Below are 25615 nucleotides of genomic sequence, written 5' to 3'. Positions count from 1 at the left end.
TACGAGATGACTTACTTCATTCTCGTCATTTCGTCATAAATTGGGTATATCAGCCCATCTGAGGTTATCTTTTACTTGATAAAACATGAGGTGTTTGTAGGTTAAAAATTTTCGATTAGTACTAAAATACAACTTAAAAAATGTTTATTTACGCTTTTATTGTACTTTTTTTGAGAGTATTTTAGTACTTTTAAAAAAAAAAAGATTAATGATTAAGTAGGTTGGAAATAATTTTAAACAAAAAAAAAGGAACCTCATAACGAGATTCCTTTTCAACTAGTAAATAAATTGGGTTAGTTAGGATTAGTCGGTTTTTAAATTTTTATCAGATCGTCCATTGTCATATAAACCTTCAAGTGCGACGATCTTGTTATTTTCTTTGATAAATCGGATTCTAAAAAAAGAGATGTTTCCGACCATAAATTCATTTTCGCTTATTGGAACTAATTTGTGTTTTCCACGGTTTTCACGTTGATAGATCAATTCTCCGTTTTCCATCGTAATCTTTCGAACTTCATAGGTTCCTACATACGATTTCAACACAGATTGCTTCACAGTCATCGGATTCGATAGTGCCTTTTTGTTGGTCAATGCCCAATTATATCTATGCTTCAATGCAGGATCGGTTGCTTCTTTAGCTAAATATTCCAAGGCTTTCATTTCGGCAACTTTCAATGCCTCATCTGCTTTTACTTTAATATGTGGTACAACACCAGTCCCTTCCCAATTGGTCTTTGTAATTGGGTTGATAGCTCGTCCAGTTGGTGTCCAAACCATAAAACCTTCGGTTGCGTTAATGGTTCCTCCAGGATGCGCACCGCCGCCAGTTGTTTCACCAATTAACGTAGCACGTTCTAAATGTTTTAAATTATAAGAGAACTCTTCTGCGGCAGAAAATGTACTGCTACTTGTCAACACAAAGACTTTTGCATCCGGATTTCGTTTACCAGGCACATGTGGCAATGTCCATGTTTGTGAGCTTCTATCTGCCGATCTGTTGTAAAAATTATTCAAATGGACAGGATCAGAACGAAATAAATAGCTCGTAATTAATTGAATCATACTTGGTGATCCGCCACCATTCTGACGAAGATCGACAATAATTACTTCTGCACTACTCAAAAAGTTCATCGCTGCAACCGCAGTTTCACTCGCATATTCAGTATCCATAAACGCGCGTAAATCCAAATAGCCAATATTTCCATCGAGGATTTTGACTTCTTTAAAGCCAAAGTTTTGATACTTCATTTGGTTTACACGATTGGCAACATATGCCAAACTATCTTCCTTTGTAATAACGCGTTTTTCTGCTTCAATCTGTTCCGGATTATAGATAACTCGTAAATGTTTGTCATGACTGATAGCTTGCAGTTCTTCGGTTAGGGTAGAAGCTAACACTTGCGGATCTTTGATTTTTTTATAAATTCCTTTTTTGAAATTACCTTGAATTTTGGAATTCATTTTTGTGGCAACTTCTGGAAAGATATAATTTGAATCTAAAATACTTGCAACCGAATCTACAACATCATGAATTTGTGATTGTGTAAGATTCACTTGCTTATCTTGCGCTTTTAGCAAACTTGTTGACCAAAAGAGCAAGAAGCAAGCAATGGTAGTTTGTAAGGTGAACTGTTTCATTTTTTTGATTTGATGATTGATGAATGACGCTTTTATGACGTGCAGTTTGATTTAATTTTTAATAAAATTCGTTCTAATTGTAAAACTTCCTCTTCAGAAATACCGTGAAGAGCATTATCTCTATTGCTTGTAATAATAGGAGCCAAGGTTTTTAAAACTTGTTTCCCTTTTGATGTAATTTCAATTTTATATCGCCTTCTATTTTCTTCGTTAATAGACCTTTTTAAATACTTCTTTTTCTCCATTAAATCCAACATTCTTGTCATGGAAGCATTGTCTTTAAAAGCCATTGCGGCAATTTCTTTCTGAGTCTTCTCAGGATATTTATCTAAAAAAGCTAAAATCATTCCTTGATCAATAGTCATATCATCAACTTCAACAGAAAGGTTTTTCTGAGAAGACTTCCGATATTCTTTTATAGTAGATTCTATAGTGTAAAAAATAGTTTCTGCAGGAGATTTTAGGTTCATACTCTATTATTTGATACAATAATAGTTGATATATCAATTATATGCAATTTTTTTAGAAAATATTAAGAAAAATAACTCAAGATATAAATCATACATCATAGTAATTAGCAAAAAGTATTGCCTACCTTCACACGAAACCAACTGTTCTATGGATACTGTACTTATTTCAAATAAACCCACACCAATTATCCCTAAAACAGAAATCGCATTGTTTTATCGTGGAATGGATATTAAAAGCACGATTAAAATATTAGAATCAGGAAAACATGTATTGATTACAGAATTTTATTCAAATGGACTTGAGTTGTTGAAAGCGCTACATGTATACTTGAAGAAAAAAATGTTGAACGGAACGTTTTTAGAGCAACGCAAGTATCGATCTGTATATCAAAGACTTTCAAACTTGATTCTTATAGAAATTACCAATCATAAACTAGTCGTAAAAAAATCGCCTGTCATCGGTTGGTTAGAAAAGTTGTATCCGGAAAATAAAAATTTCTTTTTGCCATTATCACAAATTCAAGGATTAAATAGTGCTTGGCAATGGTATAAAAATGGAATTTCCATTCCTGTACTTCGAAACAAATTGCATCCATATTATGGTGTGTATTTTCCAACGCGTTTTGAGCATCTTGAGCTTTTTGACAATTGGTTGAAGCGTTACAAAGGTTCAAAAAAAACAGCTATCGATATTGGATTTGGAAGTGGAGTACTTTCATTTCAACTCATAAAACACGGTTTTCAAAAAGTATTTGGAACCGATACAAATCCGAATGCAGTTATTGGTTTGAGAGAATCTATGGGAACCACAAAACTGTCACGAAAAATTGAGGTTGACTTTGGAAACCTTTTTGGGAAATGGGAAAAACCAACAGAACTTATTGTTTTCAATCCGCCTTGGTTGCCAACAACACAAGAGATGAATAGACTTGATGAAGCCATGTATTATCCTAAAAGTTTATTTCCTGATTTTTTCAAAGAAGCAAAAAAAATGTTGTTGCCAGATGGAAAATTGGTCTTGATTTTTTCAAATTTAGGAGAACTAACAAATGCAACAAGCGAACATCCCATAGAAAAAGAATTGGCCGAAGGTGGAAGATTTCAATTAGAAAGGTGTTTCAAAAAATCGGTAAAAGCAGCTTCCAAAAACACAAAGCGCGATCAACATTGGCGAGCAGAAGAATCTGTTGAACTTTGGGTGCTGACGAACGTGTAAATAAATAGCTTTCAGTTACTTAAAAATTGTATCTAAACATGTTACTATTTAGCCTTTTTAGCTCTTTTTTCAGCTTTCTTTTCTTTTGCTGTTTTCATCGGTTCTTTTTTTACATTCTTCTTCGAGTCTTTACTTTTAGCCATAATAAGTTTTTTTAATGTTGTTTCTAAGTGATTAGGTTCACAAAGTAGGCTTAATATTCCATGTAACAACTACATATTGTATTTATGATGTTAAATTTTAAATCAAGAAAATGGGATGACTTCTAATAATCAGACCAATCTAACACAATAAAAAAAATTCATAACAAGATTCCTTTTCAACAAGTATATACTATTAAGATTTGAATAGGAGCGTGTTGGTTAATTTTGAGAAGAAGAATCTTATGTTTTAGTGTACTTCAAATTTTTGTAGAAAAGGAATTTCAATAATCTTTCCTTCTTCATTTATGTGAATTTTTCCTTGAATAGAATAGTTGCCACTTTGTAAAGAATCCAATACAATATTGGCAAAAGATGCATTTTTAACAATTGTAGGTTCTATGTTTATTTTGGAATCATTCAAAAGAATTTGATCAATGAATAGGTGTCTACCTTTTTGTACGAGCTGTGCCTTAGCAGATGAAAGTGTAATCAGAACACGGTCATCAAATTGCTTGACCTTAGTCTCAATATGTTTTATTGTGCTAACGTCGTGTATAATACTTGGTGGCTTGTTTAGATATTCAAACGTATAACTCATAGCAATTACGAGGTTATTTCGCATCATTCGTAAATGGTATTCTTTATCGAGTTGCGAAGTATTGTTAGTTGTTAGTAATCGATCAATTGTGTAGCCATCTTCTTTTTGCACAATCGTTTCAATTTCATTCAATAATTGATGATATTCATTTTGGACAGTTTCAATGCTATGATTTTTAGAAGTGATATTCTGAGTTAATTTTGAAATGAGAGCTTCATATTTTATCCAAACAGTATCAAGTTTTATATTGCGCGTTCTTGGTATTTCTTGAACCTTTATACTATATTCTTCTTGTTGATTTTTTAAGACTTTTGCTTTTATTTGATAGTTTTCATTTAGGAATGAATTCAGAGCTTTTATGTCTTTAGAAGTATCTTTTTGACATGAAGATAGATTCAGTAGTAAAAGAATATTTAGTGACAATAGTTTATATATGGTTCGCATCGTTTTCTTTGTTTAAATTATTGCACTTTAAATTCTTCACGAAAAGGAATCGCCGTTTTTCCATTTCTATTAAAATATTGAACCGTTCCTTCAATTTTATACGTTCCAGAAGTCAACGAATCCAATATAATATCTGTAAAACCATGGTTTTTAGTAATATTAAAATCCATTTTTTTCTCAAAACCATTAAAAATAATTTTATCAACGATAATAAGGTTCTCTTGTTTTATGAGTAGAAAAACATTTGAGAATAGTATTATTTTTGTTTGATGCTCGTTTTGTTTAACAGTTGTACGAACACGAAGATAACGAGAGCCTGTATCTGAATATATCATGTTGCCCGTAAAACTTTCATAAGTATAAATTATAGCAGTTGTAAGGTTATTTTTCATCATTTTTAAACGATACTCAGCATTGAAATTCAGATGATCTGTTGTCAAGAAATATTGGTCTAACTTTTCTTTATAATATGTTGCAAGAACGCTTTTTATGTCGATTAGAAATTCGTCATACTCTTGTACAAGTGATTTTATATTTGATTCTTTGGAAATCATAGCACGATCAACCTTTGCAATTAGCTGTTCATAAGAAGTAGTAATAGCAGCGTGTTTTTTAGTGTTCATTTGGGTAATTCTTTTTATCATTTCAACATAATCGCCTTTTTGGCGATTCAATCGCTTGGTATTGTAGGAATGATTTTGTTGTAAAAAAGAATCCAGTAGTTTCAATTCATTGCTTTTAGTTTTTTCACAAGATGAAAAAGCAATCAATAGCAAACTGAAACATAAAAAAAGTCTGGATTTATGAAAAAAGGAATCAAGCATGGTTGGTTGGTGTTAATTATGTAAACGGTATTCCTCTACATATTAGTGTATTTCTTATTTTTTTATTAAAACTCAAGGTTAAAACGATACAGGTATTTTCTGAATTTTTATAAAATCACGTAAAATTACGCTAGTATAAAATTGTAGTTGACTATATCTTTATGCAACTTAAAAATCAACCATATTATGGCAAACTCAAATCCAAAATTTAGAATTTATCCTTCTATCGGAATTGCGCGACTTGGAAATGGTCCTGCAGAAAAAGATAAAGTAATATTTAGTCCAGAAGTTCCTTGGGCAAATTTATATGAAACAGATCAAAATTATTTGACAAAAGACGGACGCTTAAAGAAGCAAGCACAACGTTTTTACATTTACGAATGTGACGATCATGGAAATCCGAGAAGACAGGTTAATACTGAAGATTTCGATATTGAATGGTCTGTAGAAGTGGCGAACAAAAAACCATTTTGGTACGATTTCAACAATAGTTTAGATTTATCAGTCATAGCAGATAACCAAAACTTATCTCCAAATTTTGTAAAAGATAAACTCGCTCCTGGAATTAATGCCGCGTACAGAAATCCAAATGTATTAGACCAAGGATTGCGTGTAAAAGATGGGTATGATTACCGAAAAGATTTAGTAAACCATCCAGGAATGGTAAGTGTTGATGCAAACGGAAAACGCAGAGAAATAAGAGGTCAGTTTCCATCTTCTAGATTTTCAAAAGATGGAGTAAGTATGTTGGCTAAACGTATGAACGTAGATGCTAAAGATGTAAATCTTGGAACAGTTGAATATGATGATGACGGAACATTGATATTCTATGGAGCAGATGGAATTTCTGCTGCTTTGAATCCTTCTGATTTAAACACAGATTTTGCCGATAACTCAAATTGGTATGATGATATTTGTGACGGACGCATTACTGCAAAAATCGTTAGAAAAGATACTGGAGAAGAGTACAGGCTTGACGATGAAAAATCAGCTGCTTGGGTGGCTTCGGCACCGCCAGATTACGCACCGCAAATTCAGCCATTATCAACGATGTATGATTTAATTACGGGAGCTTCTAACGAATATCATGAACCTGAATTGGGAACTGTTTTTCCAATGATGTATCGTTTGTATAGAATGCAATGGGTAAACTTAGGTGATTTCTTAGCGCCATCATTCAAAGAAACAATCGATGAATTAATAGAAAAAGATCAATTCAAATACATTTATCAAAAAGAGCCAAAAGCAGAAGCAGATGCAGTACGTGAAAAGATTTTCAATATGTTCCGTAATCCTGCGTATAACATGTCGAATGAACCGATTATTCCAAGTAAAAACACAACTGATTTTGTAAACCGCGGAAGCGGAACAGAGGAATTAAAATTACCATATTATCCTGGTGATGCCATTGATTATCCTGGAAGTCCAGCACAATGGTTTGCCATTCCACCAATGATTTATGAACAATTAAGACAATGGCGCGATGGACATTTTTATACGCCAGAAGGTTTTGATTTTAAAGATATGAACGAAATGGGCGCGTTTTATCGCGATCAATTTCAAGAATCTGCCAACGATGAAGCTCGTAAGCCATTATTAATGACAAGAGCTGTTTTAGAAACTTTATACGGTGGAGGTTTTCACCCTGGAGTTGAATTGACTTGGCCAATGCGACACAATAATATTTATTCAGAAAATAGAGAAGCATACAGATTTATTGTAGACAACCATGACTATAGAATTGGCGCGTATGGTTTACGTGAAGTACGATTAAACTTAGCTTCTAGAGAAGAGCAAGAAAATATATTTTATAATGATTTTGGATTCTCAATGAATTCGGAAGATATCCAAAGATCGATGGAACCAGGAAGTAAAGACAGCTGGTTTTGGAAAATTACTCCGGGCGATTTAACCAAATGGATGGGAATTCCTTGGCAATCGGATGCAGGAAGTTGTCAGGCTGTGTATGTTGAAAAACAATATCCAGTTCCATCTTGGTGGGCAGCGAATTTACCTGTGCATGTATTACCACAAGACAGTTATAAAAAACTGTTAGATCCAACTATCACAGAAGATACGAAGCGTAATATTTATGCCAATCGTTTGGAATGGTTACACACGGCAAGCACAGGATTCATAGGATATCACGCGGAAGGTGGTTATATGAATGGCTTGATTAATATGGTGTATCAATGGAAAGATATTGGCGTGGTGACGGGAAGAAGACTTGATTTAGATATTGATGGAATTCCTGAGATTGTGTATGTAGCGTATGATTCGAAAGATAATTAGGAATTAGACTCGTTCCCGCGTATGCGTATCTCTTAGACTTGCTATGCTCTTAGAATGTTAGATACGCTTCGCTTTTTGATCGCTTCGCGTGAATTCTTAAAATACTCAAAACGTCATTTCGAGTGAAATCTCAAAGAGATTTTGTATCGAGAAGTACTTTGAAACGTATATCATCATTTTATAAAATGAAAAAAGAAGTAATTATTATAGGCAATGGCATTGCAGGCGTTACGCTTGCAGTGCTTTTGCAACGTAAAGGGATTTCCTTTGTGCTTTTACACAGAGAAGGAGAGAAGGAACCTTTTGCGCTAGGTGAAACCTTGCCACCATCGGCAATGCCGTTATTGGAGCAATTAAAATTACTTTCACTGTTTGAAGAAAATGCATACCGAAAGACTTACGGATATCATTCCATGTGGGGAAGTTCGCGTGTGACCGATATCAATTTTTACCATCAAAATCCGTATAAAAATGGTTTGAAGATCAACAAGCATCAAACCTTAGAAAAAATGCGAGATTTGATCCGAGATGATATGGTTTCGTATAGTAAAGGTTTTGAAATTATTCATGAAGAACACGGAAATACAGTCGTTTTAGCTAAAAATGAAGGTGTTAAAATTGTTCAAGGAAAAATATTGATTGATGCTACTGGAAGAAATCGTGCTGTGTTACAGAAACTTAAAGTTGAAAGTACCATTTATGACGAATTGGTGTCGTTGAGCTGTCATATCCCAAAAATTGAACATCCAAAACTCACGCATGAAGTCTATGTGGAAAGTTTTAAGCAAGGTTGGGGAATTGTTTCTGCGTTAAACGAAACGGAAAACATCTGTACCATTTTTACACAGAAAGGACATGCTATTTTGCAAAAACTCAAGGATGTTTCACAGTGGAAATCTGTCTTGTCGGAAACGATCTATTTAAAAGATTTCTTGAATGAAGATGCTCAGATAAAATTCAAAGGTGGAAACGCAAATTCTTCCGTAGCAGCACAAATTGCAGGCAATAACTGGCTGGCACTTGGTGATACCGCCATGTCTTTTGATCCGTTATCTTCTCACGGAATTACCAATTCAATTTATACAGCGTCAAATGCTTCAGAAGCGATTGAAAAGAAACTCAATTTTGCAGATACAGAAGCCTTTCCGGAGTATGACGAAACTATGAAAACTATTTTTCAGCAGTATGTACAATCTAAAAATAAGTTGTACCAACAGGAAACGCGCTGGAAAGAGGAAGCTTTTTGGAAACCTTTTTTTGAATGATTAAACTGAGTTTGATCTTTATGATTCTAGTTAATAGCTTTATAATGAATGTAAAATCGAGCGCAGTCGAGATTCAATGAAAGTAATATGATCTTTAGCTTCTCGATAGCTTCGCTAGGTATTTTCAATTCAAAAATATTTGAATCTTAATAATGCTCGAAGTGACAACCCTTTATGTAGATAATTCTTTACTTCGAACTCACAATAAAGAATTCACAAATAAAAAAGCAAAAATTACCAACTGGTAGCTTTTGCTTTTATGCTATTTAAAAATAATTTTTTATGTGGAAATCTCTCGGTTAGGCAAACTTCACAAAACCATGAGTTGTATCATAATTATATTGAGTTATATCGTATTTTCCATCTTTATCAGGATTTGTAAACACATAAAACGTACCTGCTTTTACAGGGCGTGTAAATTTCCCTGGCCATTGTTTATCTTTGGCAAGTGATTGTAAAATATAGGTTTTACTCTTGTCTTCACCATGATCACGCCAAAGTCCTTGTCTGTCCCAACAAATTAATGTAGAATGACCATCAGAGATTAGTCCATCTTTGCTGAAACCAGGATCGTTTTTCAATTGGAATTCAACATCCATTCCTGGATTTATCTTAGGATCTGTACTCGCTTCAATATCATAAGCTGCAGGAATGACCGTTTGAAACGGATTTTGCGTTTGATCTTTTGATTGTGGATCTTTTGTAATTACGAGGTTTACGGTTGCCCAATGTTGAGCAATCCAATTTGGTAAGGCAGTCCCCAAGTTCTTTGCTTCACTAAAACCATCTGGTGATAAACGTTGCCATGGAAGTGTAATTGAACCTTGCTTTGGACTTGGCAAGTTATAAGGTTTAGCTTCATGAATATAATAATAGCTTTCACCTCTTTTTTTATCATCAGGAAGATTTTTGTTATATGCGTCCATTTCAGCTTGTTGCTGCTTGGTAGGAAGATCATGTGCGTGTCTAAATACAATAACAGCTGCGGGATTTGAATTACTCATAAGATACGTCAGTTTTTTAAATATACGTTTTGTTACATATACTTTTTTAAGATAAACTAATATTAGTTCACTCTATAAAAAACTGATTTATATCTTATTAGATTCATGAAAATTGGAAACAAATACGTAAGAAAAATACAGTGTTTTTGAAAAATTCAAATCAAAAATTAATGCTGTGAATTCAGTTGCGTTGTAAGGTTTTTGAAAATTAGATCATTCAAGAAATCTTTTTCTAGTGTTAAAACATCATATTTTTTTTGCCTCAAATACACAACAATTCCTCTAATTGGTAAAGCATCAAAATAATAGGCGATATGTGAAATTTTAGTGCCTTCTATATTTTGGATATAATCGGTACTTAGAGTTCTGGGGATTTTATTTTTTGTAACCTCATTAATCCATAATTTTTGAATTTCTTCTTTACTATCTTCTATAGATATCCCTAAATAAATTAATAAGCACAATTAATATTAGCAACTATTTTATCACTTATTTCTACACTTGCATTTTTTGTTCTTTGAATAACTGTTCTCATATTACTACTTTGTAAAATCTTGATATATAGCGATTGTTCCAATTATTATATTAGTTATACCTGTTATAATATCTTCATTTTCCCAATCATTTTTTAATAGTAATAATAAATTAAAATGAAGAGGCATATATGTTGAACCTTCGTTTGATGTATCATCAAGTCTTTTAAGCCAAGTTTCCCATAATTGTTTTAAATCTTTATCAGCGATTGCATTTGTTTCTTGATTAAAAATTAATTCAATTTCAGAGTTTATTAGTTTGTAGGCATCGTTCAAACTATAACCAATTGTTTCATTAAATTTTTCATTTACATAATCTATATTTGTTGACTTAACACATAATAATAAAAAGCTAGAAATATCAGATATTATACGATTTCGTTGAATCAAAGGTGTATTTAATAAAATCTCTTTAATTGTATTAAATGACTGATTATAATCAATACAAATTAATTCTTTGTTAATAATTTTGTGATCCTTCTTGTCAGTTCTTAAAATATCCAAAGAAAGTGAATTGTAAGGAAGAATCTTAAATTTTCCAATTTGATATTGCGGCAAATAAATTGCAGATAGTTTTTTTTCAGACGCAATTTGCTTTACACCACTTAATAGTAAATGTGCAGTTGAATGACCTTCACCCCAAGTTGAAAAGTACTTATCCAAATCATCAAATGGCTTATCAAATTTAGTTTCCGAAAAAGGGCTTATTTTTATATGATTATCTCTAAATTCTTTTTGAGCATAATATTGAGCAAAAAAGTAAGTGAAAATTTCTTCATCAAATGAATTAAAATGCTTTGCTATTGATCTTAATATTTCAATATGTTCCTCTAAACTTTCTTCTAATTTCTGTAAAACACCAGGGAATTGAGCAAATACTCTTATGTGCTCGGGAATATCAAGTTTTACAAGATCACTATGGTGTTCTAAATTTTGAAATGGTTTAGATATGGTTTTTACCAATCCAACATTTAATTGACCTTTGGTTCTTTCCCCCCAAATAGCTTTGGATAAGTCAATATAATATTTGCTTATCGTTTTTAGTTTTTTAGAATTAATTGTATGTTTTTTTTCAAAACTTATAATTTTTTTTACTACTGCATTCATATCAAGAGCGGAATATAGTCTCTGTCTTTTATCAAGACAAATTCTTAAACCTTCATCAATTTTTAAACTGGTAAGAGTATCGAACTGACGAATCGATCTATTTGAACTCATCCAAGAGATGTCAGCAAGAAGTACATTCATTGGTTTTTGAAAAGCTTCAGAAAACCTAAAAACTCTTCCAATATCCATTAATAGAGCAAGGCTATCGGAAGTAGGACTTAATCCGTGAGCCATTACAACATTTTCTATTTTATTGATATCATCAAGATTATGTAAATTTGAATATTCAGTATCATTTACTAATTCAGCACAAGAATTTAAAAACTCTAATTCATTTTCATGAAAGTCTTTTGTTAAATTAGTATTATTTTTTTTCCTTACATCACCAATTGCCATATAAGATATTTTTGAAAGAAACCTTTCAGGATTACTAACAAAAGCTATATCATGTAGAGCATTTGGTTTGTCTTTTTGACTTTTGCAAGCATCAATTAATCGAGCAAAGTATGGTAAATTCTCTGAAATATACTTTTTATGGAATTTATCAGATTTATTTTGTTTTACAACTGCTTGATTCAATCTTTTAGTTGAAACTCTGACTAATTTATTTATGTCAATCATTAGTAGGATATTAATTTTGTTAATATTCTAGGTTTTTAGGTATTGCATACATTGTATGTATAACAGGAGTTCCCACTATCATAGTAATCAGGGGAAATAATAAAAACTAATTTAAAGTTTACTATCTATGATTTTTCAAAAATAAATCAAAGTTGATTGTATTCATTACGGTTTTCCTCAATCCAATAAAAAATACATACAAACGAACCAACTCAAAAAAACCAACCATTCCAAAAATTTGAATAACTTCGCAGCATGATTAAAGAAATTCAACTGCGCGTTACTTTAGAAGAAGAAACACAAGACGATATTGTGTTGCAAAAAGCACTCAAAAAGTTACGTGTAAGCAAAGATGAGGTTAGCGGAATTAAAGTATTGCGAAAGTCAATTGACGCCCGAAAACCGTTGGTTATATTTAATTATAAAGTTGCAGTGTATATCAATGAAGCATTGCCAAAAGCGAGCGAATATCAGTTTGATTATAAAGATGTATCTAAGGCAAAAGAAATTCATATTGTCGGTTTTGGTCCCGCAGGAATGTATGCAGCCTTACGTTGTATTGAATTAGGCTTTAAACCGATCGTGCTGGAACGTGGAAAAAATGTAAAAGACCGTCGTCGCGATTTACGTGCCATCAACCAAGAGCATTTTGTGAATGAAGATTCTAACTATTGCTTTGGAGAAGGTGGCGCAGGAACCTATTCGGATGGAAAATTATATACACGAAGTCTGAAACGTGGTGATGTCCGTAGAATTTTCGAAAACTTAGTCTATCACGGTGCAACCGATCAAATTTTGGTAGATGCACATCCACATATTGGAACGAATAAATTGCCTAACGTTGTTAAAAACATTCGAGAAACCATCATCAAATACGGTGGTGAAGTGCATTTTGAAGCACGCGTGACGGAATTCATCATCAAAGAAAATAAAATACAAGCCATTCAATTACAAGATGGACGTGAAATGATTGCAAATCGTGTCATACTGGCAACAGGACATTCTGCAAGAGATATTTATGAATTATTGCACAAGCATGAAATTGCACTGAAAGCAAAGTCGTTTGCAATGGGCGTTCGTGTAGAACATCCACAAGAAATAATTGATAATATTCAATACCATTGCACAGGCGAACGCAACGAGTTATTACCAGCAGCTGCCTATAGTTTGGTGCATCAAGTGCGTGATCGTGGTGTATATTCGTTTTGTATGTGTCCTGGCGGATTTATTGTACCAGCCGCAACAGCAAATGGAGAAGTTGTAGTAAATGGAATGTCACCTTCACGACGAAATAATAAGTTTGCGAATTCTGGAATTGTCGTAGAAATCAACGCAGAAAAAGATTTATACAAGTACGAACAATACGGTGTGTTAAAAGGACTAGAATTCCAGAAAGATCTAGAAAAACTAGCGTTTACGGCTGGAGGAAGAAGTCAGGTAGCGCCTGCGCAACGCTTAACGGATTTTGTGGAAGGAAAACTATCAACCGATTTGAATCCGACATCGTATCAACCTGGATTACAATCGGCACCATTGCATTCGTTGTTACCAAAAAGTATTGGCGGACGTTTACGAAAAGGATTTGCTGCATTCGGACAAAAAATGAACGGTTATTATACCGATCAAGCGAATATTATTGGTGTAGAATCGCGTACATCTTCGCCTGTAAACATTCCGAGAAAAGAAAATTTAGAACACCCAGAAGTTGCAGGTTTATTTCCTTGTGGAGAAGGCGGCGGTTATGCTGGCGGAATTGTCTCAGCAGCCATGGATGGCGAACGTTGTGCGGAAGCAGCAATAGTGGGTTTATAATTTAAAAAACATCAATTTAGAATCCAATAATTCAGTCTTATTAATAATAGTATAAACAAATTAGTATTTTAACATTTCATTGAGATTTTAACATATTATGTTTATATTCGTCTCACTATATGTAGATTCCCCTAAATCAGTGTATATAAATAACCTCTATACTATCAACTTGTTAGGATATTTTTTATAGTAATTATTTACGTATAAAAATTAATTAAACTAACAATTAGATGAGACATCTTTTACTTTTTGTATTACTATGTTTTACAACAAATGTAACAGTAGCACAAACCTTTGGAACAGGATCTTTAACATTTACAAATAATAGTGGTCCCTATGACATGCAAAATGGAAATGGAACCGTTAATTTAACCTGTGGAACGGTTGATGAATTAAATATCCCATTAACTGTAACTAACATAGGAACATTAGGCGCAGGAAGTCCTAGCCCAGCTATCGAAAGTGTAACCTTAAATATTACTCATATATATAATTCTGACGTTCGATTAAGCCTAACGGATCCTTCAGGAATGGTTACTTTAGATTTAATTAATTCAGGAGTAGGAGGTCCTGGAAATAATTTTACAAATTGTACTATTATTGATGGAGGAGGCGTTTTTCCTACCATAAACACCAATTCTATCACAGGAAATTATGCACCGCATGGAACAGGTGGCTTTGCTAGTTTTAATATACCAGCTACAATATTAGCCGATGGCGATTGGACTTTAAATGTTTGTGATGCTGGAGATGAAGATGTAGGAACAATAGATGATTGGTCTATTACTTTTACAATTCCAACAGTATATATTCCAGATGATAATTTTGAACAAGCATTGATAGATTTAGGCTATGATTCAGGCCCCTTAGACGACTATGTGCCATTTTCTATTATCAATACAATAACAACTTTAGATGTTTCAAATAAAAATATTAGTGATTTAACTGGAATTGAAGCATTTACAGCACTTGAATCTTTAGTAGTGCATTCCAATCAATTAAGTACATTAAATGTGACACAGAATAGCTTGTTAACCAATTTAAACTGTGAGAATAATTTGTTGACATCGATAGATTTAACCCAAAATACAGCATTGATCTCAGTATCTGTAGCGGCTAATCAATTAACGCGTTTAGATCTTAGTCAGAATCTTAATTTAGAAACTTTAATTTGTTCCGCTAATCAAATAAGTTACTTAGACGTACAAGTAAATATAGCATTAACACAATTTATTGCTGCTAGTAATGCATTAAGAATTTTAAATGTTAAAAACGGGAATAACGCTAATTTCACTCAGTTTTTTATCAATAATAATCCTGAATTAACCTGTGTAGAAGTTGATAGTGCATTATATAGTACTTTTAATTGGTTTAATATTGATGCTGGCGTTAGTTTTAGTGGCGGATGCCTTACTTATGTACCAGATGATAATTTTGAAGCGTATTTAGAAGCGAATAATTTAGGAAATGGTATTGCAAACGATGATTATGTCTTAACTACTTCTGTAACAAATGCTCTAAACTTAGAGCCTAACAATAAAAATATTTCTGATCTTACAGGTATTGAAGATTTTTTAAATTTATCATTTTTAAGCTTAAATGATAATAATTTAACCAGTATAGATGTTAGTCATAATTCGATGTTAACAGATTTAAGCCTGTATAATAATAACTTAACCAGTTTAGATGTTAGTAATAATACGATGTTAATCTATCTATATTGTGACTCGAATGCCCTAACAATTTTAGATTTTAGTAATAATACTAAGTTACAGACTCTTAATTGTAGTAATAATGACTTGGCTGTACTAAATATGAAGAATGGGGCAAATCACTTAATCTTACCTGAAGATCCTTTATATCCAGATCCTTTTTTCATTTCATATGGTAATCCAAATTTAACCTGTATTACAGTAGATAATGAAGCATATAGTAATGCAAATTGGTTGTATAAAGATGCACATACAAGCTTTAGCGAAACAACATGTACCAGATTCGTTCCTGATGATAACTTTGAGCAGGCACTAATCGATCTTGGATATGATACTGTTTTAGATGATCAGGTAGAAGCAGCAAATATTTTTCTTGTTACAAGTTTGGATGTAAACAACAAAGGTATTTTAGATTTAACAGGTATTGAAGGTTTTGTGAGTCTAACTAATTTAAATTGTAGTGCTAATAATTTAGAGATTTTAAATCTTAACAATAATACAAAACTAAATTCTCTTAATGCTTCCAATAATGAATTACACTTTTTTACCTTTAAAAATGGAAACAATCAACTTATTAATAATTCAGCCGATTTCAATACAATAGGCAATCCAAATTTAAGTTGTATTCAAGTAGATAATGCTGCATATAGTACTACTAATTGGACAACTATCGATTCTGGCGTTAGTTTTAGTCAATTATGTCTTACCTATGTGCCAGATGATAATTTTGAAGCTTATTTAGAAGCGAATAACCTAGGAAATGGTATTGCGAACGATGATTATATTCCAACGGCTTCTATCATAAATACCCTAGACTTATATCTGAACAATAAAAATATTTCTGATCTTACAGGTATTGAAGATTTTTTAAATTTATCAGTTTTAAGCCTGTATGATAATAATTTAACTAGTTTAGATGTTAGTAATAATTTAAATTTAACATATTTACAATGTAGTTCTAATGCCTTAACAAGTTTAGATGTTAGCAATAATACTAAGTTAGAAGTACTTCTCTGTAGTAATAATAACTTGAGCGTACTAAATATGAAGAATGGAGCAAATCACTTAATCTTGCCTGAAGATCTTTCATATTTTGATGTTTTTTTCGATTCATATGGTAATCCAAATTTAACCTGTGTTACAGTAGATAATGAAGCATATAGTTATGCAAATTGGCTGTATAAAGATGCGCATACAAGTTTCAATGAAGTTTCTTGTCAAACAGTAGAAATTGAACCAAAAATATATCTGCAAGGAGCAAGTTTAGAACCAAATACAGGTGAAGAAACACTAATGCGAGACAACTTACGAGTTGCGAATTTAGTACCAACGACAAGTCCGTACGAAGATGGATTAACTACTACCAATGCTGTATTTACAGTTACAGGAAACAATGCTATTGTGGATTGGGTTTGGTTAGAATTGCGTGATGAAAACGACCTTACAAGAATAATAACGTCACAATCAGCCTTATTACAACGTGATGGAGATGTTGTAGCTACTGATGGAGTTTCTATCTTAAGTTTTGCAGCAGATCATGCAAACTATCATGTGGTACTTAAACACCGAAACCATTTAGGAATCATGACTCAAAATACAGTTGCTCTAAGTGATGTTGCCACTTCCGTAGATTTTACAAATGCTGCGACTCAAATTACGTATGGAACAAATGCGCAAACGACTTTTGGAATGCCAACGGGAATTATTGCCATGTGGACAGGAAATGCTAATGGAGATGTTGCTGTTCAATATTCAGGAACAAACCCAGATACACCAAGTATATTATCGAAAGTGCTGAATGATGCAGGTAATTTCCTCAACTTTCCTACGTATATTGCAAACGGATATGATGTCTTTGATATAAATATGGATGGAAATACACAATATTCAGGTACAAACCCAGATACGCCTTTTATTCTGCAAAATGTATTGGCACATCCAAGTAATTTTTTAAACTTTAGCACCTTTCAAATTCAAGAACAATTACCTGAAAATTAATTTTCTATTTGTAGAATTAACAATGATATTTATAACGATGTAAAAATATCGGCATGCAAATTGATTATAATGAAATCGATATAAATTTTGAAGGCTAAAAAATAATTAGTCAATTAAAAAATTTTGATTTATATTGTTAACAGAAAACTTATTAAAATCCCGATTATGAAAATTTTGAAAAAACTGTCGTTTGCCTTAGTAACCTTAATGCTACTATTTTCTTTTACTGCTCCAGAAGGCGATTATGTAGGAAAATGGAAAGGGCAAGATCAAGGAGATATAGGCTTTTTAACGCTTACTAGCGATGGATATGCCTCATTTGAAATCAACGGTCAAATTGTTGGTGGAAAATCATATGCAATGCAAGGTATGACTGCAGCAATGAAATATCAAGTAAATAATGGAATATCGCCAGCAGGAATTGATTTTATTATCATCGATACTGAATCGAAAAAAGAATTAGGTCGCTTAAAAGGGATTCTAAAAATGAAATCTAAAGACGAAATGCAAATGGCAATGACCTTTGGAGGTGGAACAGGAAGACCTACAGATTTTTCAACGGATGCAATTGTTTTTGAACGTGTAAAATAGCCTGAAAGCAACTAAAATATATTAAAATGAAGCCTCATCGACTAGATGAGGTTTTTTTATGGAATGAATTTTAAAATAGAATTTAAGTATTTGTAATTCAGTTTTTTAATATGATTTTCTTGAGTCTATTATTGTCGAATCCTAGATTCCTTTTGTTGTTCAACGTATTTTTTCATGCTAGTTTCGTTTCAAATTAATTAGTAAAACAAATATTATGAAAACACAAAAATTAAAAGGTTTAGCGTTGAACAAAAAAGTAGTTTCAAACTTTACAGGATTACAAATTACAGGTGGAGGAAATACTGCAGATAATACAAACTGTGCATCTTATTGTTATGCTTGTGGACAAGTTCCAACAAAACGAACTAGATGTTGTAATGAGTAAAAAAGAAGAAATATTATAAAAACGAACTTCGGTTCGTTTTTTTGTTTTAATTCACACAAAATTACGTCCTGTCCAAGAAACAGTCTAAAAATCTAAGAAATCTAAGAAGTCTAAGTTAGTCTAAGTCAGTCTAAGAAGTCTAAACTAAAACTTCTCAAAAACGCCCAAACCAAACAAAGCAAAATCATACTTTACAGGATCGTTCGGATCCAATTTTTGCAAGGCAGTATCTAATTCTAGCAAAGCTTTGGCATCGTTTTGCTTTCGTTTCAATAATCCCAATTTACGTGCTACATTTCCCGAATGTACATCTAGTGGACAAGACAATTGCGATGGAGAAAGGCTTTTCCATATGCCAAAATCAACACCAGTAGTATCGTTTCTAACCATCCAACGGAGAAACATATTAATACGTTTTGCGGCGCTTCCTTTTTGTGGATCAGAAACATGCTTTCTTGTTCTTTGCGGATGTGGAATACTGAAAAAGATTTCTTTAAACTTAGAAATGGCATTTTGCATACGTGCTTCTTTTGTGTTTGCAAATACCGCTTCCAATCCGCCATGATGTTGGTAGATGTTTTTTAGCGCTTTGATAAAAAACACAAAATCAGTTCCATTGAACGTACGATGTACAAACGATTCCAGCGATTCTAAGTCTTCCTCGGTATGATTCATCACAAAATCATAGGGAGAATTTCCTAGCAAATCCATCATTCTTTTCGCATTATTATTGATCATTTTACGATTTCCCCATGCAATGGTAGCCGTTAAAAATGCAGCGATTTCAATATCTTCTTTTTGATTGAATTGATGCGGTATTTGAATAGGATCACTTTCTACAAATTTAGGTTGATTGTATTCAATAACTTTTTCGTCGAGAAAAGATTTAAGTTCGGTAAAATTCATAAAATGGTATAATCTATTTACAAAAATAATTATTATTTTTAGTTGCATTAAATTAAAACCGTTACCATCATGAAAAATTATTTACCACTTTTTATTTTTTTCAGTTTATTAGTTGTACCCATATCGTATGCTCAAACCTTAAAAGGGTATGTGTTTGACAAAAAAACACAGGAACCATTGTTAGGAGTATCAGTATATTTTGACGGGACAACCATTGGAACTACAACAGATATGTCAGGTAAGTTTACTATTAAGTACAAACCTTCTACAGAATCGGCTTTAGTTATTAGTTATGTAGGTTATGAAAAGCAGTTATTAGATGTGCGTAAGCTTGAAAATGGCGTAAAAATTAATATGGAATTGCGACCACAAGCTTTAGGAACCGTATATCTTGAAAATGATCCTTGGTCACGAAAAAAGAAAATGGAAATTTTTAAACGTGAATTTCTAGGAAAGTCAGTTGAACGTTTTGAATGTAAAATCTTGAATTTAGATGACATTAAGTTGGTTTACAATCCTATGACACAGAAACTAAATGCATATTCAGATAAGCCGCTTATTATTAAAAATAGGTATTTAGGATACATGGTTTCTTATACTATGGAAGAGTTTGAAGCAGATTTACGCCTAACAAATTCAGGAGAAGCACTCACACGAAGCGTGTATGTAGAAGGTTCAAGTTTTTATACAGAGCGAAATGAACGCGTACGGAGAAAACATCGCATTGCAAGAGAAAGAGAGTATGGAGAATCAGTACTACATTTTATGCGATCATTGGCAACTAAAAAATTAAAAGAAAACGGGTATCAAATATTTCACAATGGATTTATTGTGCCTCCATACAAGTATTTTAAAATTACCCAAATGGGAGAAGATACCAACATAGAACTTACAACAGAGAAAGTGATTATTGTATATGATCGTTTTCACAAATCGTTCATGACAATTCTTCAAGCCAAAAAAGAATTTGTAATCAATAAGTACGGAAATTATTCACCTCCAAAAAAGATTTTATTTGGAGGCGTTTTAGGAGACAAACGTATGGCTAATACCTTGCCGTTAAACTATAATTTATAAGCTTTCTTCCAATTTATCTTCAAGCGAATTCATAAAGGCAATAATTGCTTTGATTTCTTCTGGAGTTAATTCTAAAGCATCTGGCGGAAGTGTCTGGTTTTCCAATTCAATTCCAATACCAGCGCCGCCGCCAAGGTTGTAAAATTTTAGCACTTCTTCCAAAGTATCATACACGCCATTGTGCATGTATGGTGCTGTTTTGGATACATTTCGCACAGTTGGTGTTTTGAACGCATGTTTTTTCAATTCAGCTTGTGCTACATTGTAACGCCCTAAATCTTCATCAACTATAGCGTTTTCCCATGTTTTGGTATTTGGAACACCTAAAACTTCCAATTCACTTTCTGTAAAGTATGGCGGAACTGTTCCGTTGAAAACAGGCGCAAAGTGACAGGTAGCACATTTTCCTTTTCCCATAAACAGATTAAAACCTAAGGTTTCTTCTGTAGTAAATGTATCTTCTTTTCCAGAAATGTTTCGATCAAATTTTGAGTTAAACGGCGTCAATGTACGTATAAACATTGCAATAGCATTGCGAACCGATTTGTGATCAATTCCTTGTTTGTATAACTTTTGAAAACGCTTTTTGTACGTTGGAGATTTTTCCAGTTTTTCAATAATCTTCGCTGTATTTGCATGAAATTCCTTTTCATTGTTAATTACATCTAAGATTTGATTTTCCAGATTTTCTACACGTGCATCATAAAATTGCGATTGCTGAATGCTTGAATATAAGAGCGTAGGAGAGTTGCGTTGTACAAAGTTTCCATTGTTATCTTTAGAAAAGCGTAAACCATCTGTAAAAGCTTTTTCAGGTTGATGACAGCTCGCACAATTCATTGTTTCTGATTCTGAAAGAGACGCATCAAAGAATAAATCTTTTCCTAGTTGTGCAATTTCTGGTGATAATTTTGGACTGTATCCTGGTTTAAATGCATTTGGATTGAATGTTTCCGAAGCATAAAACGAATCAATGTCGTAGTTTAACTTTTGTTTAAAAGGGAATTCCACTTGCCAATCGCTTACGGTTTGATTCCACAAAGAAAGCATTGGTTGCAGTTGATTTTTTATAAAACCATATCGATCAAACGTATTGAAACTTTCAGCTTCGTCAAATGCTTGTTGCGCAGTTTGCAATGCGGAAATCCAATTTTTATATAACTCTTTGTTTTTAAACTGTGATTCGTAGATGTTGAAATACTTTTCTAAACTCACAAACACTTCTTTATTCTCAGGAATGGATTGTAATAATACAGGCGAATCAAATCCAGATATTCCTAAAGACATCACTCTAACTAATGCTTGACGTGTTAACCATAAAAATTTATAGTTAGTATGTTTTAAGATGGAATTATGTTTTTGTTCTAGTTTTAACTTTCTATAAATATCATTCGCATATGCGTGAATTGCTGTTGTATCAATTTCAGTTTCAGCAATTGCTTCTTCTAAAGCTTGAAAACCAGATGCTTCAATTACTTTTTCAGCATTATCACCTTCATCAACTTTGGGTAAATTGGCTTTATTCAATCCATAATAATTCGCACTATTATAAAAAGATAAAATTGGCTCCATACGTTTAAAATCTAAACGAGAAGCCTTGAAATAATGCAAAATACTATCTTTCGTTGTTGCTTCGCGCAAAGCGTTTACATCATCAATACAATTCTGTAAATCGTTCCCAAATTGCACTTTAATTGCGTCAGTAATCGTTTCCTTTTCATTTGCTGGAATTGCTGTTGTTTCAACCGTATTTTTGCACGAAACTAGGAAACTCATACATGCTACAAAGAGGCTTATGATATAAGCCTCTTTAGGTAGATTAATTTTTCTTTGCATGACTTATCTCGCTAATCCTTTTACAACTAGTAAAATACTTCCTTCATTTCTACTGTTAGCGTCAGTTCCTGCGCCATCAGGATTTAAGAAGACGTCGCTATACCAAGAATGCGCTTGTTGAATTAATAAAAAAGTATCAGGTTCGCCAATAATATCAGAAATGTCAATCATTCCGGTAAGCTCCCATTTTCCCCATCGATCATCAAAGCTTGCATATCCGTTATCAACTGCTTCAACAGTTCTGTGAGCAGATTCTAATACTACTTTTAATGTACCTGTATTTAAGTCATACTGATATAAGTATGCATCGTGTTGTTTTACCATATCGTCTACATATCCATTTGGATCTTCTTGGATGTATGCGTAGTTTTCAGTTACTAAGATATTATCTGGACTGTGGAATGTTTTTGCTTTTCCTGTTAAGTCATCTCCGTTTAAAACTAAGGTAAGTTTTCCAGTTAAAGGATTGTTTTCATCTAAAACTAATTTGTATACACGACCATATTTTGTACGCGTATCTGAGTTAGATGAATGCCCTGTAGCATTAAAATAAATTTCTCTGTTTGCTGCAGCAGAACCTTTTCTGTAGTCGATATCTTCTACACGATTGAATGCCATAATTCCTTTTGACATACTTTCTGTGTTTAACTCATTGTATGTTGTTTGGTCTAAGTGAACGAATTCAATATCATACTCATCACCAATTACTAAGTCGTTATCCGTTATAGTACCATCTCCAACTCTTAATCCGTATAAATTACCTCCATGTAAATCTCCAACAGTGTTAGAAACATACATTGCTAATTGTCCACCAGCATCTCCGCGGCTATCATCTCCAATCATTACGATTGTTTTTCCTGGGAATGCATCTTTTCCAAGTGGTACTGCGTTTTCAATAGTCCATTGTCCCATTGCTGGTAATACTTCAGCAACACTTGCTTCTGATGCAGATTTGTAAGGATCTACCATAAACACATTGTTTGTTGGCATTGCTCCCCATTCTCCACCGCTTAAATATACAGGTCCATACCCATGCTCTTCTGGTGTAGCTAAACTTCCTGAACATTGTGCAGTGTTTCCAGTAGCATCAGAGTTTACAATGTATTCTCCTTTGATTGGCTTGAAAGTTGCATCTAAAGTAATACGAGCAATGGAGTAATCAGCTTCAATATTGTTGATTAAGGTAAACGTTCCGTCTTCATTTCTTAAAAGACCACAACCATCTGCCATACTTCCGTATACAAAGTTTGGAGATTCAGATAATATATCTTCTGAACTTAAGATACTGTACACTTCTATGTCGTTAAACTCTGCTTGCTTCGTTACAAAAGCAGGAGTCATAGAGTGATTTTTAAGGTCTATAACGCTACTGTTTCCGTCTGGAGTTGTAGTTGTACCGTTATTGTCATCATTATTACAAGACGCGAAAGAAATAAGTCCTGCTAATGCTAAAATTTTTGAAATGGTTTTCATCGATTGTTTATTTGCGAATTTTTAGTTCTCCAAAACTATCGATGTTGTGTTAGTGAATATTTAGCTTACTATTGTTTTACGATTACCTCTGTATTAAGTTAAGGTTTCGAGTTTAATTTTATATGAAATCGAGAATTTGATAGTTGTAAAGTTGTAGAATCTTTTATATTATAGTAGCTGAAATTTAGCTTTTATTCAAAAGTTACCTGAGGCGCAGTGCGTTCCAGTTGTTCTCCGTTTTCAAAAGTAAAGATGATTCTGAAAGTTACGGTCGTTTCAGATGGAATTGGCGTATCAAAAGTCAGATAATACTCTTGCGAGTGATTCGTTTGTTCAAGATTTATAGCGGCAACCATGTCATTCATATTAAAATTATTTGAAATATGTCCGAATCCTGTACGAACATGATTGTTTAATGAATTACCTGCTTCAATTCCAAACAATGGAGCATCTGCAAATAATTCTATAGTAGTTACTCGTTTCGTAACAATATCTTCTTGATCACAGGATGTCGCATTTGCGGTATTAATAAACCCTGATTGTTTTGATAAGGCTGCAACTAAAGTCCGATCATAATCTACTTTAGCAAACAAGTTAAAGTCAGCATTAGAAATACTATTAATATTATCATCAGCTTCATCTCTTACCGTAAAATCAACTACATTGACAAACACGTTATAGGTATCCGTACAGCATGCATATAAGCATATTTGAGCAATTATTACAAAGCAAAATAGTTTGATAATTTTATTTTTCATGTTTTCAATTTTCTTAGTAGATGCTGAAACCTTGAAAAGGTTGCGTATTATTTAGAATGATTCTTAATTTAGTTTTCTAGCTGTCAGTTCGACTGCGAATCTATGATTTGGTGCACTTCTATAAACTCAGCAGTACTATCGAGAATAGCTATAGAATTCGTAGTACTTCTCGATACATAATTTCTACGAAATTCCACTCGAAGTGACGTTTTGTGGAAAGCATGGTATTGAGAAGTCAGTATTGAGTATTGAGATGTTTCAAAGTACGATCTTGGATTTTTCGATATCAAACTTGCAAGATGTATAGTTTATGAGTTTAGTAGTTTAGGGCGAAAAAATAAATCCACAAACAACGAATAACGAATAACGAATAACGAAATTTAAAATGAAAAGTTTAATATGCAAAATGAAAAAGTATTTTCCTAACACCTAACACCTAACACCTAACACCCAAAGTACCTAATCCACAACATTCCCATCACGCATTACAATGCTTCTATCTGCCATGTTCGCGAGTTCTTTGTTGTGCGTTACAATGACAAACGTTTGCCCAAATTCATCACGAAGTTTAAAGAATAAATTGTGTAAGTTTTCTGCCGATTCTGAATCTAGATTTCCACTTGGTTCATCTGCAAAAATGATAGCAGGCTTGTTCATTAAAGCTCTAGCCACCGCGACACGTTGTTGTTCTCCACCAGAAAGTTCATTGGGTTTATGGTGATATCTATCAGACAATCCTAAGAAATCTAACAATTCTTGCGCTCTTTTTTCAGCGGCTGCTTTGTCTGTATTTTTAATAAACGCAGGAATACATACATTTTCAATCGCTGTAAACTCAGGAAGCAATTGATGAAACTGGAAGATGAATCCGATATGATCGTTACGAAATTTTGCCAACTCTTTTTCAGAAAG

20 protein-coding genes are annotated in these 25615 nt (G+C 33.0%); 8 read left to right on the top strand and 12 right to left on the bottom strand.

The genetic code is table 11. The features are described 5' to 3' along the window. Positions 1-303: 303 nt before the first annotated feature. On the bottom strand, positions 304-1638 hold the full coding sequence (locus ACRBBL_RS16460) for a S41 family peptidase (RefSeq protein ID WP_431370165.1): 1335 nt from the start codon (positions 1636-1638) through the stop codon (positions 304-306). A gap of 32 nt (positions 1639-1670) precedes the next feature. Then, entirely contained in the window at positions 1671-2108 is a 438-nt protein-coding gene (locus tag ACRBBL_RS16455; RefSeq protein ID WP_431370164.1) for a MarR family winged helix-turn-helix transcriptional regulator, read from the bottom strand. Between the two features lie 148 nt (positions 2109-2256). Here ACRBBL_RS16455 and ACRBBL_RS16450 point away from each other — a divergent pair, with 148 nt between their 5' ends. After that, the gene (locus ACRBBL_RS16450; protein ID WP_431370163.1) at positions 2257-3324 is read left to right on the top strand and encodes a methyltransferase; all 1068 of its coding nucleotides are present in this window, start codon (positions 2257-2259) and stop codon (positions 3322-3324) included. A 390-nt stretch (positions 3325-3714) separates the two neighbouring features. On the opposite strand, the gene ACRBBL_RS16445 is transcribed toward ACRBBL_RS16450, so the two are convergent. After that, complete coding sequence (locus ACRBBL_RS16445; protein WP_431370162.1) at positions 3715-4509, bottom strand: hypothetical protein; 795 nt, start codon at positions 4507-4509, stop codon at positions 3715-3717. Positions 4510-4526: 17 nt separating this feature from the next. After that, entirely contained in the window at positions 4527-5132 is a 606-nt protein-coding gene (locus tag ACRBBL_RS16440; protein WP_431370161.1) for a hypothetical protein, read from the bottom strand. 387 nt (positions 5133-5519) lie between these two features. On the opposite strand from ACRBBL_RS16440, the gene ACRBBL_RS16435 reads away from it, so the two are divergent. Together ACRBBL_RS16435 and ACRBBL_RS16430 are read left to right on the top strand one after the other, a co-directional pair. Next, on the top strand, positions 5520-7625 hold the full coding sequence (locus ACRBBL_RS16435) for a LodA/GoxA family CTQ-dependent oxidase (protein ID WP_431370160.1): 2106 nt from the start codon (positions 5520-5522) through the stop codon (positions 7623-7625). Between the two features lie 185 nt (positions 7626-7810). After that, positions 7811-8890, top strand: coding sequence for an NAD(P)/FAD-dependent oxidoreductase (locus ACRBBL_RS16430; RefSeq protein ID WP_431370159.1), 1080 nt, complete (start codon positions 7811-7813; stop codon positions 8888-8890). A gap of 299 nt (positions 8891-9189) precedes the next feature. Here ACRBBL_RS16430 and ACRBBL_RS16425 read toward each other — a convergent pair whose 3' ends face one another. The 3 genes from ACRBBL_RS16425 to ACRBBL_RS16415 form a co-directional block, all read right to left on the bottom strand. Then, positions 9190-9894, bottom strand: coding sequence for a hypothetical protein (locus tag ACRBBL_RS16425; protein ID WP_431370158.1), 705 nt, complete (start codon positions 9892-9894; stop codon positions 9190-9192). Between the two features lie 167 nt (positions 9895-10061). Next, complete coding sequence (locus tag ACRBBL_RS16420) at positions 10062-10358, bottom strand: hypothetical protein (RefSeq protein ID WP_431370157.1); 297 nt, start codon at positions 10356-10358, stop codon at positions 10062-10064. Positions 10359-10433: 75 nt separating this feature from the next. Then, a complete protein-coding gene (locus ACRBBL_RS16415) occupies positions 10434-12155 on the bottom strand; it encodes a hypothetical protein (RefSeq protein WP_431370156.1) in 1722 nt (573 codons plus the stop codon). A 255-nt stretch (positions 12156-12410) separates the two neighbouring features. Here ACRBBL_RS16415 and ACRBBL_RS16410 point away from each other — a divergent pair, with 255 nt between their 5' ends. The 4 genes from ACRBBL_RS16410 (at position 12411) to ACRBBL_RS16395 (ending at position 18653) form a co-directional block, all read left to right on the top strand. Beyond that, entirely contained in the window at positions 12411-13967 is a 1557-nt protein-coding gene (locus tag ACRBBL_RS16410; protein ID WP_431370155.1) for an NAD(P)/FAD-dependent oxidoreductase, read from the top strand. 230 nt (positions 13968-14197) lie between these two features. Continuing rightward, positions 14198-17677: a hypothetical protein gene (locus ACRBBL_RS16405; RefSeq protein WP_431370183.1), complete on the top strand. Its 3480-nt coding sequence runs from the start codon at positions 14198-14200 to the stop codon at positions 17675-17677. Positions 17678-17842: 165 nt separating this feature from the next. Beyond that, positions 17843-18268, top strand: coding sequence for a hypothetical protein (locus tag ACRBBL_RS16400; protein ID WP_431370154.1), 426 nt, complete (start codon positions 17843-17845; stop codon positions 18266-18268). A gap of 214 nt (positions 18269-18482) precedes the next feature. Next, positions 18483-18653 (top strand): hypothetical protein, encoded by a 171-nt coding sequence (locus ACRBBL_RS16395; RefSeq protein ID WP_431370153.1) that lies wholly within the window; start codon positions 18483-18485, stop codon positions 18651-18653. 144 nt (positions 18654-18797) lie between these two features. Here ACRBBL_RS16395 and ACRBBL_RS16390 read toward each other — a convergent pair whose 3' ends face one another. Next, entirely contained in the window at positions 18798-19559 is a 762-nt protein-coding gene (locus ACRBBL_RS16390; protein WP_431370152.1) for a TIGR02757 family protein, read from the bottom strand. Positions 19560-19628: 69 nt separating this feature from the next. Here ACRBBL_RS16390 and ACRBBL_RS16385 point away from each other — a divergent pair, with 69 nt between their 5' ends. Further along, the gene (locus tag ACRBBL_RS16385; protein WP_431370151.1) at positions 19629-20636 is read left to right on the top strand and encodes a carboxypeptidase-like regulatory domain-containing protein; all 1008 of its coding nucleotides are present in this window, start codon (positions 19629-19631) and stop codon (positions 20634-20636) included. Here the strand turns inward: ACRBBL_RS16385 and ACRBBL_RS16380 are convergent. The 4 genes from ACRBBL_RS16380 to ACRBBL_RS16365 all read right to left on the bottom strand — a co-directional run. Continuing rightward, positions 20631-22472 carry a cytochrome-c peroxidase gene (locus ACRBBL_RS16380; RefSeq protein ID WP_431370150.1) on the bottom strand — a complete coding sequence of 614 codons (1842 nt, stop codon included), beginning with the start codon at positions 22470-22472 and terminating at the stop codon, positions 20631-20633. The two genes, ACRBBL_RS16385 and ACRBBL_RS16380, sit on opposite strands and share 6 nt — an antisense overlap. A 3-nt stretch (positions 22473-22475) precedes the next feature. Beyond that, positions 22476-23945, bottom strand: coding sequence for an alkaline phosphatase PhoX (locus ACRBBL_RS16375; protein ID WP_431370149.1), 1470 nt, complete (start codon positions 23943-23945; stop codon positions 22476-22478). 191 nt (positions 23946-24136) lie between these two features. Then, on the bottom strand, positions 24137-24703 hold the full coding sequence (locus ACRBBL_RS16370) for a hypothetical protein (RefSeq protein WP_431370148.1): 567 nt from the start codon (positions 24701-24703) through the stop codon (positions 24137-24139). 459 nt (positions 24704-25162) lie between these two features. Next, positions 25163-25615: ABC transporter ATP-binding protein (locus ACRBBL_RS16365; RefSeq protein ID WP_431370147.1), on the bottom strand; the 453-nt coding region annotated here is incomplete at its 5' end.

Source organism: Kordia sp. (assembly GCF_050633145.1).
GTDB lineage: Bacteria > Bacteroidota > Bacteroidia > Flavobacteriales > Flavobacteriaceae > Kordia.
This window is presented reverse-complemented; position numbering and strand designations above follow the sequence as displayed.

Bases quoted from the DNA above. Each gene is read 5' to 3' on its own strand.
- ACRBBL_RS16460 (WP_431370165.1), bottom strand. From the start codon at position 1,638: ATGAAACAGTTCACCTTACAAACTACCATTGCTTGCTTCTTGCTCTTT.
- ACRBBL_RS16440 (WP_431370161.1), bottom strand. From the start codon at position 5,132: ATGAACACTAAAAAACACGCTGCTATTACTACTTCTTATGAACAGCTA.
- ACRBBL_RS16445 (WP_431370162.1), bottom strand. From the start codon at position 4,509: ATGCGAACCATATATAAACTATTGTCACTAAATATTCTTTTACTACTG.
- ACRBBL_RS16450 (WP_431370163.1), top strand. From the start codon at position 2,257: ATGGATACTGTACTTATTTCAAATAAACCCACACCAATTATCCCTAAA.
- ACRBBL_RS16385 (WP_431370151.1), top strand. From the start codon at position 19,629: ATGAAAAATTATTTACCACTTTTTATTTTTTTCAGTTTATTAGTTGTA.
- ACRBBL_RS16405 (WP_431370183.1), top strand. From the start codon at position 14,198: ATGAGACATCTTTTACTTTTTGTATTACTATGTTTTACAACAAATGTA.
- ACRBBL_RS16410 (WP_431370155.1), top strand. From the start codon at position 12,411: ATGATTAAAGAAATTCAACTGCGCGTTACTTTAGAAGAAGAAACACAA.
- ACRBBL_RS16395 (WP_431370153.1), top strand. From the start codon at position 18,483: ATGAAAACACAAAAATTAAAAGGTTTAGCGTTGAACAAAAAAGTAGTT.
- ACRBBL_RS16380 (WP_431370150.1), bottom strand. From the start codon at position 22,472: ATGCAAAGAAAAATTAATCTACCTAAAGAGGCTTATATCATAAGCCTC.
- ACRBBL_RS16415 (WP_431370156.1), bottom strand. From the start codon at position 12,155: ATGATTGACATAAATAAATTAGTCAGAGTTTCAACTAAAAGATTGAAT.
- ACRBBL_RS16375 (WP_431370149.1), bottom strand. From the start codon at position 23,945: ATGAAAACCATTTCAAAAATTTTAGCATTAGCAGGACTTATTTCTTTC.
- ACRBBL_RS16430 (WP_431370159.1), top strand. From the start codon at position 7,811: ATGAAAAAAGAAGTAATTATTATAGGCAATGGCATTGCAGGCGTTACG.
- ACRBBL_RS16370 (WP_431370148.1), bottom strand. From the start codon at position 24,703: ATGAAAAATAAAATTATCAAACTATTTTGCTTTGTAATAATTGCTCAA.
- ACRBBL_RS16435 (WP_431370160.1), top strand. From the start codon at position 5,520: ATGGCAAACTCAAATCCAAAATTTAGAATTTATCCTTCTATCGGAATT.
- ACRBBL_RS16425 (WP_431370158.1), bottom strand. From the start codon at position 9,894: ATGAGTAATTCAAATCCCGCAGCTGTTATTGTATTTAGACACGCACAT.
- ACRBBL_RS16455 (WP_431370164.1), bottom strand. From the start codon at position 2,108: ATGAACCTAAAATCTCCTGCAGAAACTATTTTTTACACTATAGAATCT.
- ACRBBL_RS16390 (WP_431370152.1), bottom strand. From the start codon at position 19,559: ATGAATTTTACCGAACTTAAATCTTTTCTCGACGAAAAAGTTATTGAA.
- ACRBBL_RS16400 (WP_431370154.1), top strand. From the start codon at position 17,843: ATGAAAATTTTGAAAAAACTGTCGTTTGCCTTAGTAACCTTAATGCTA.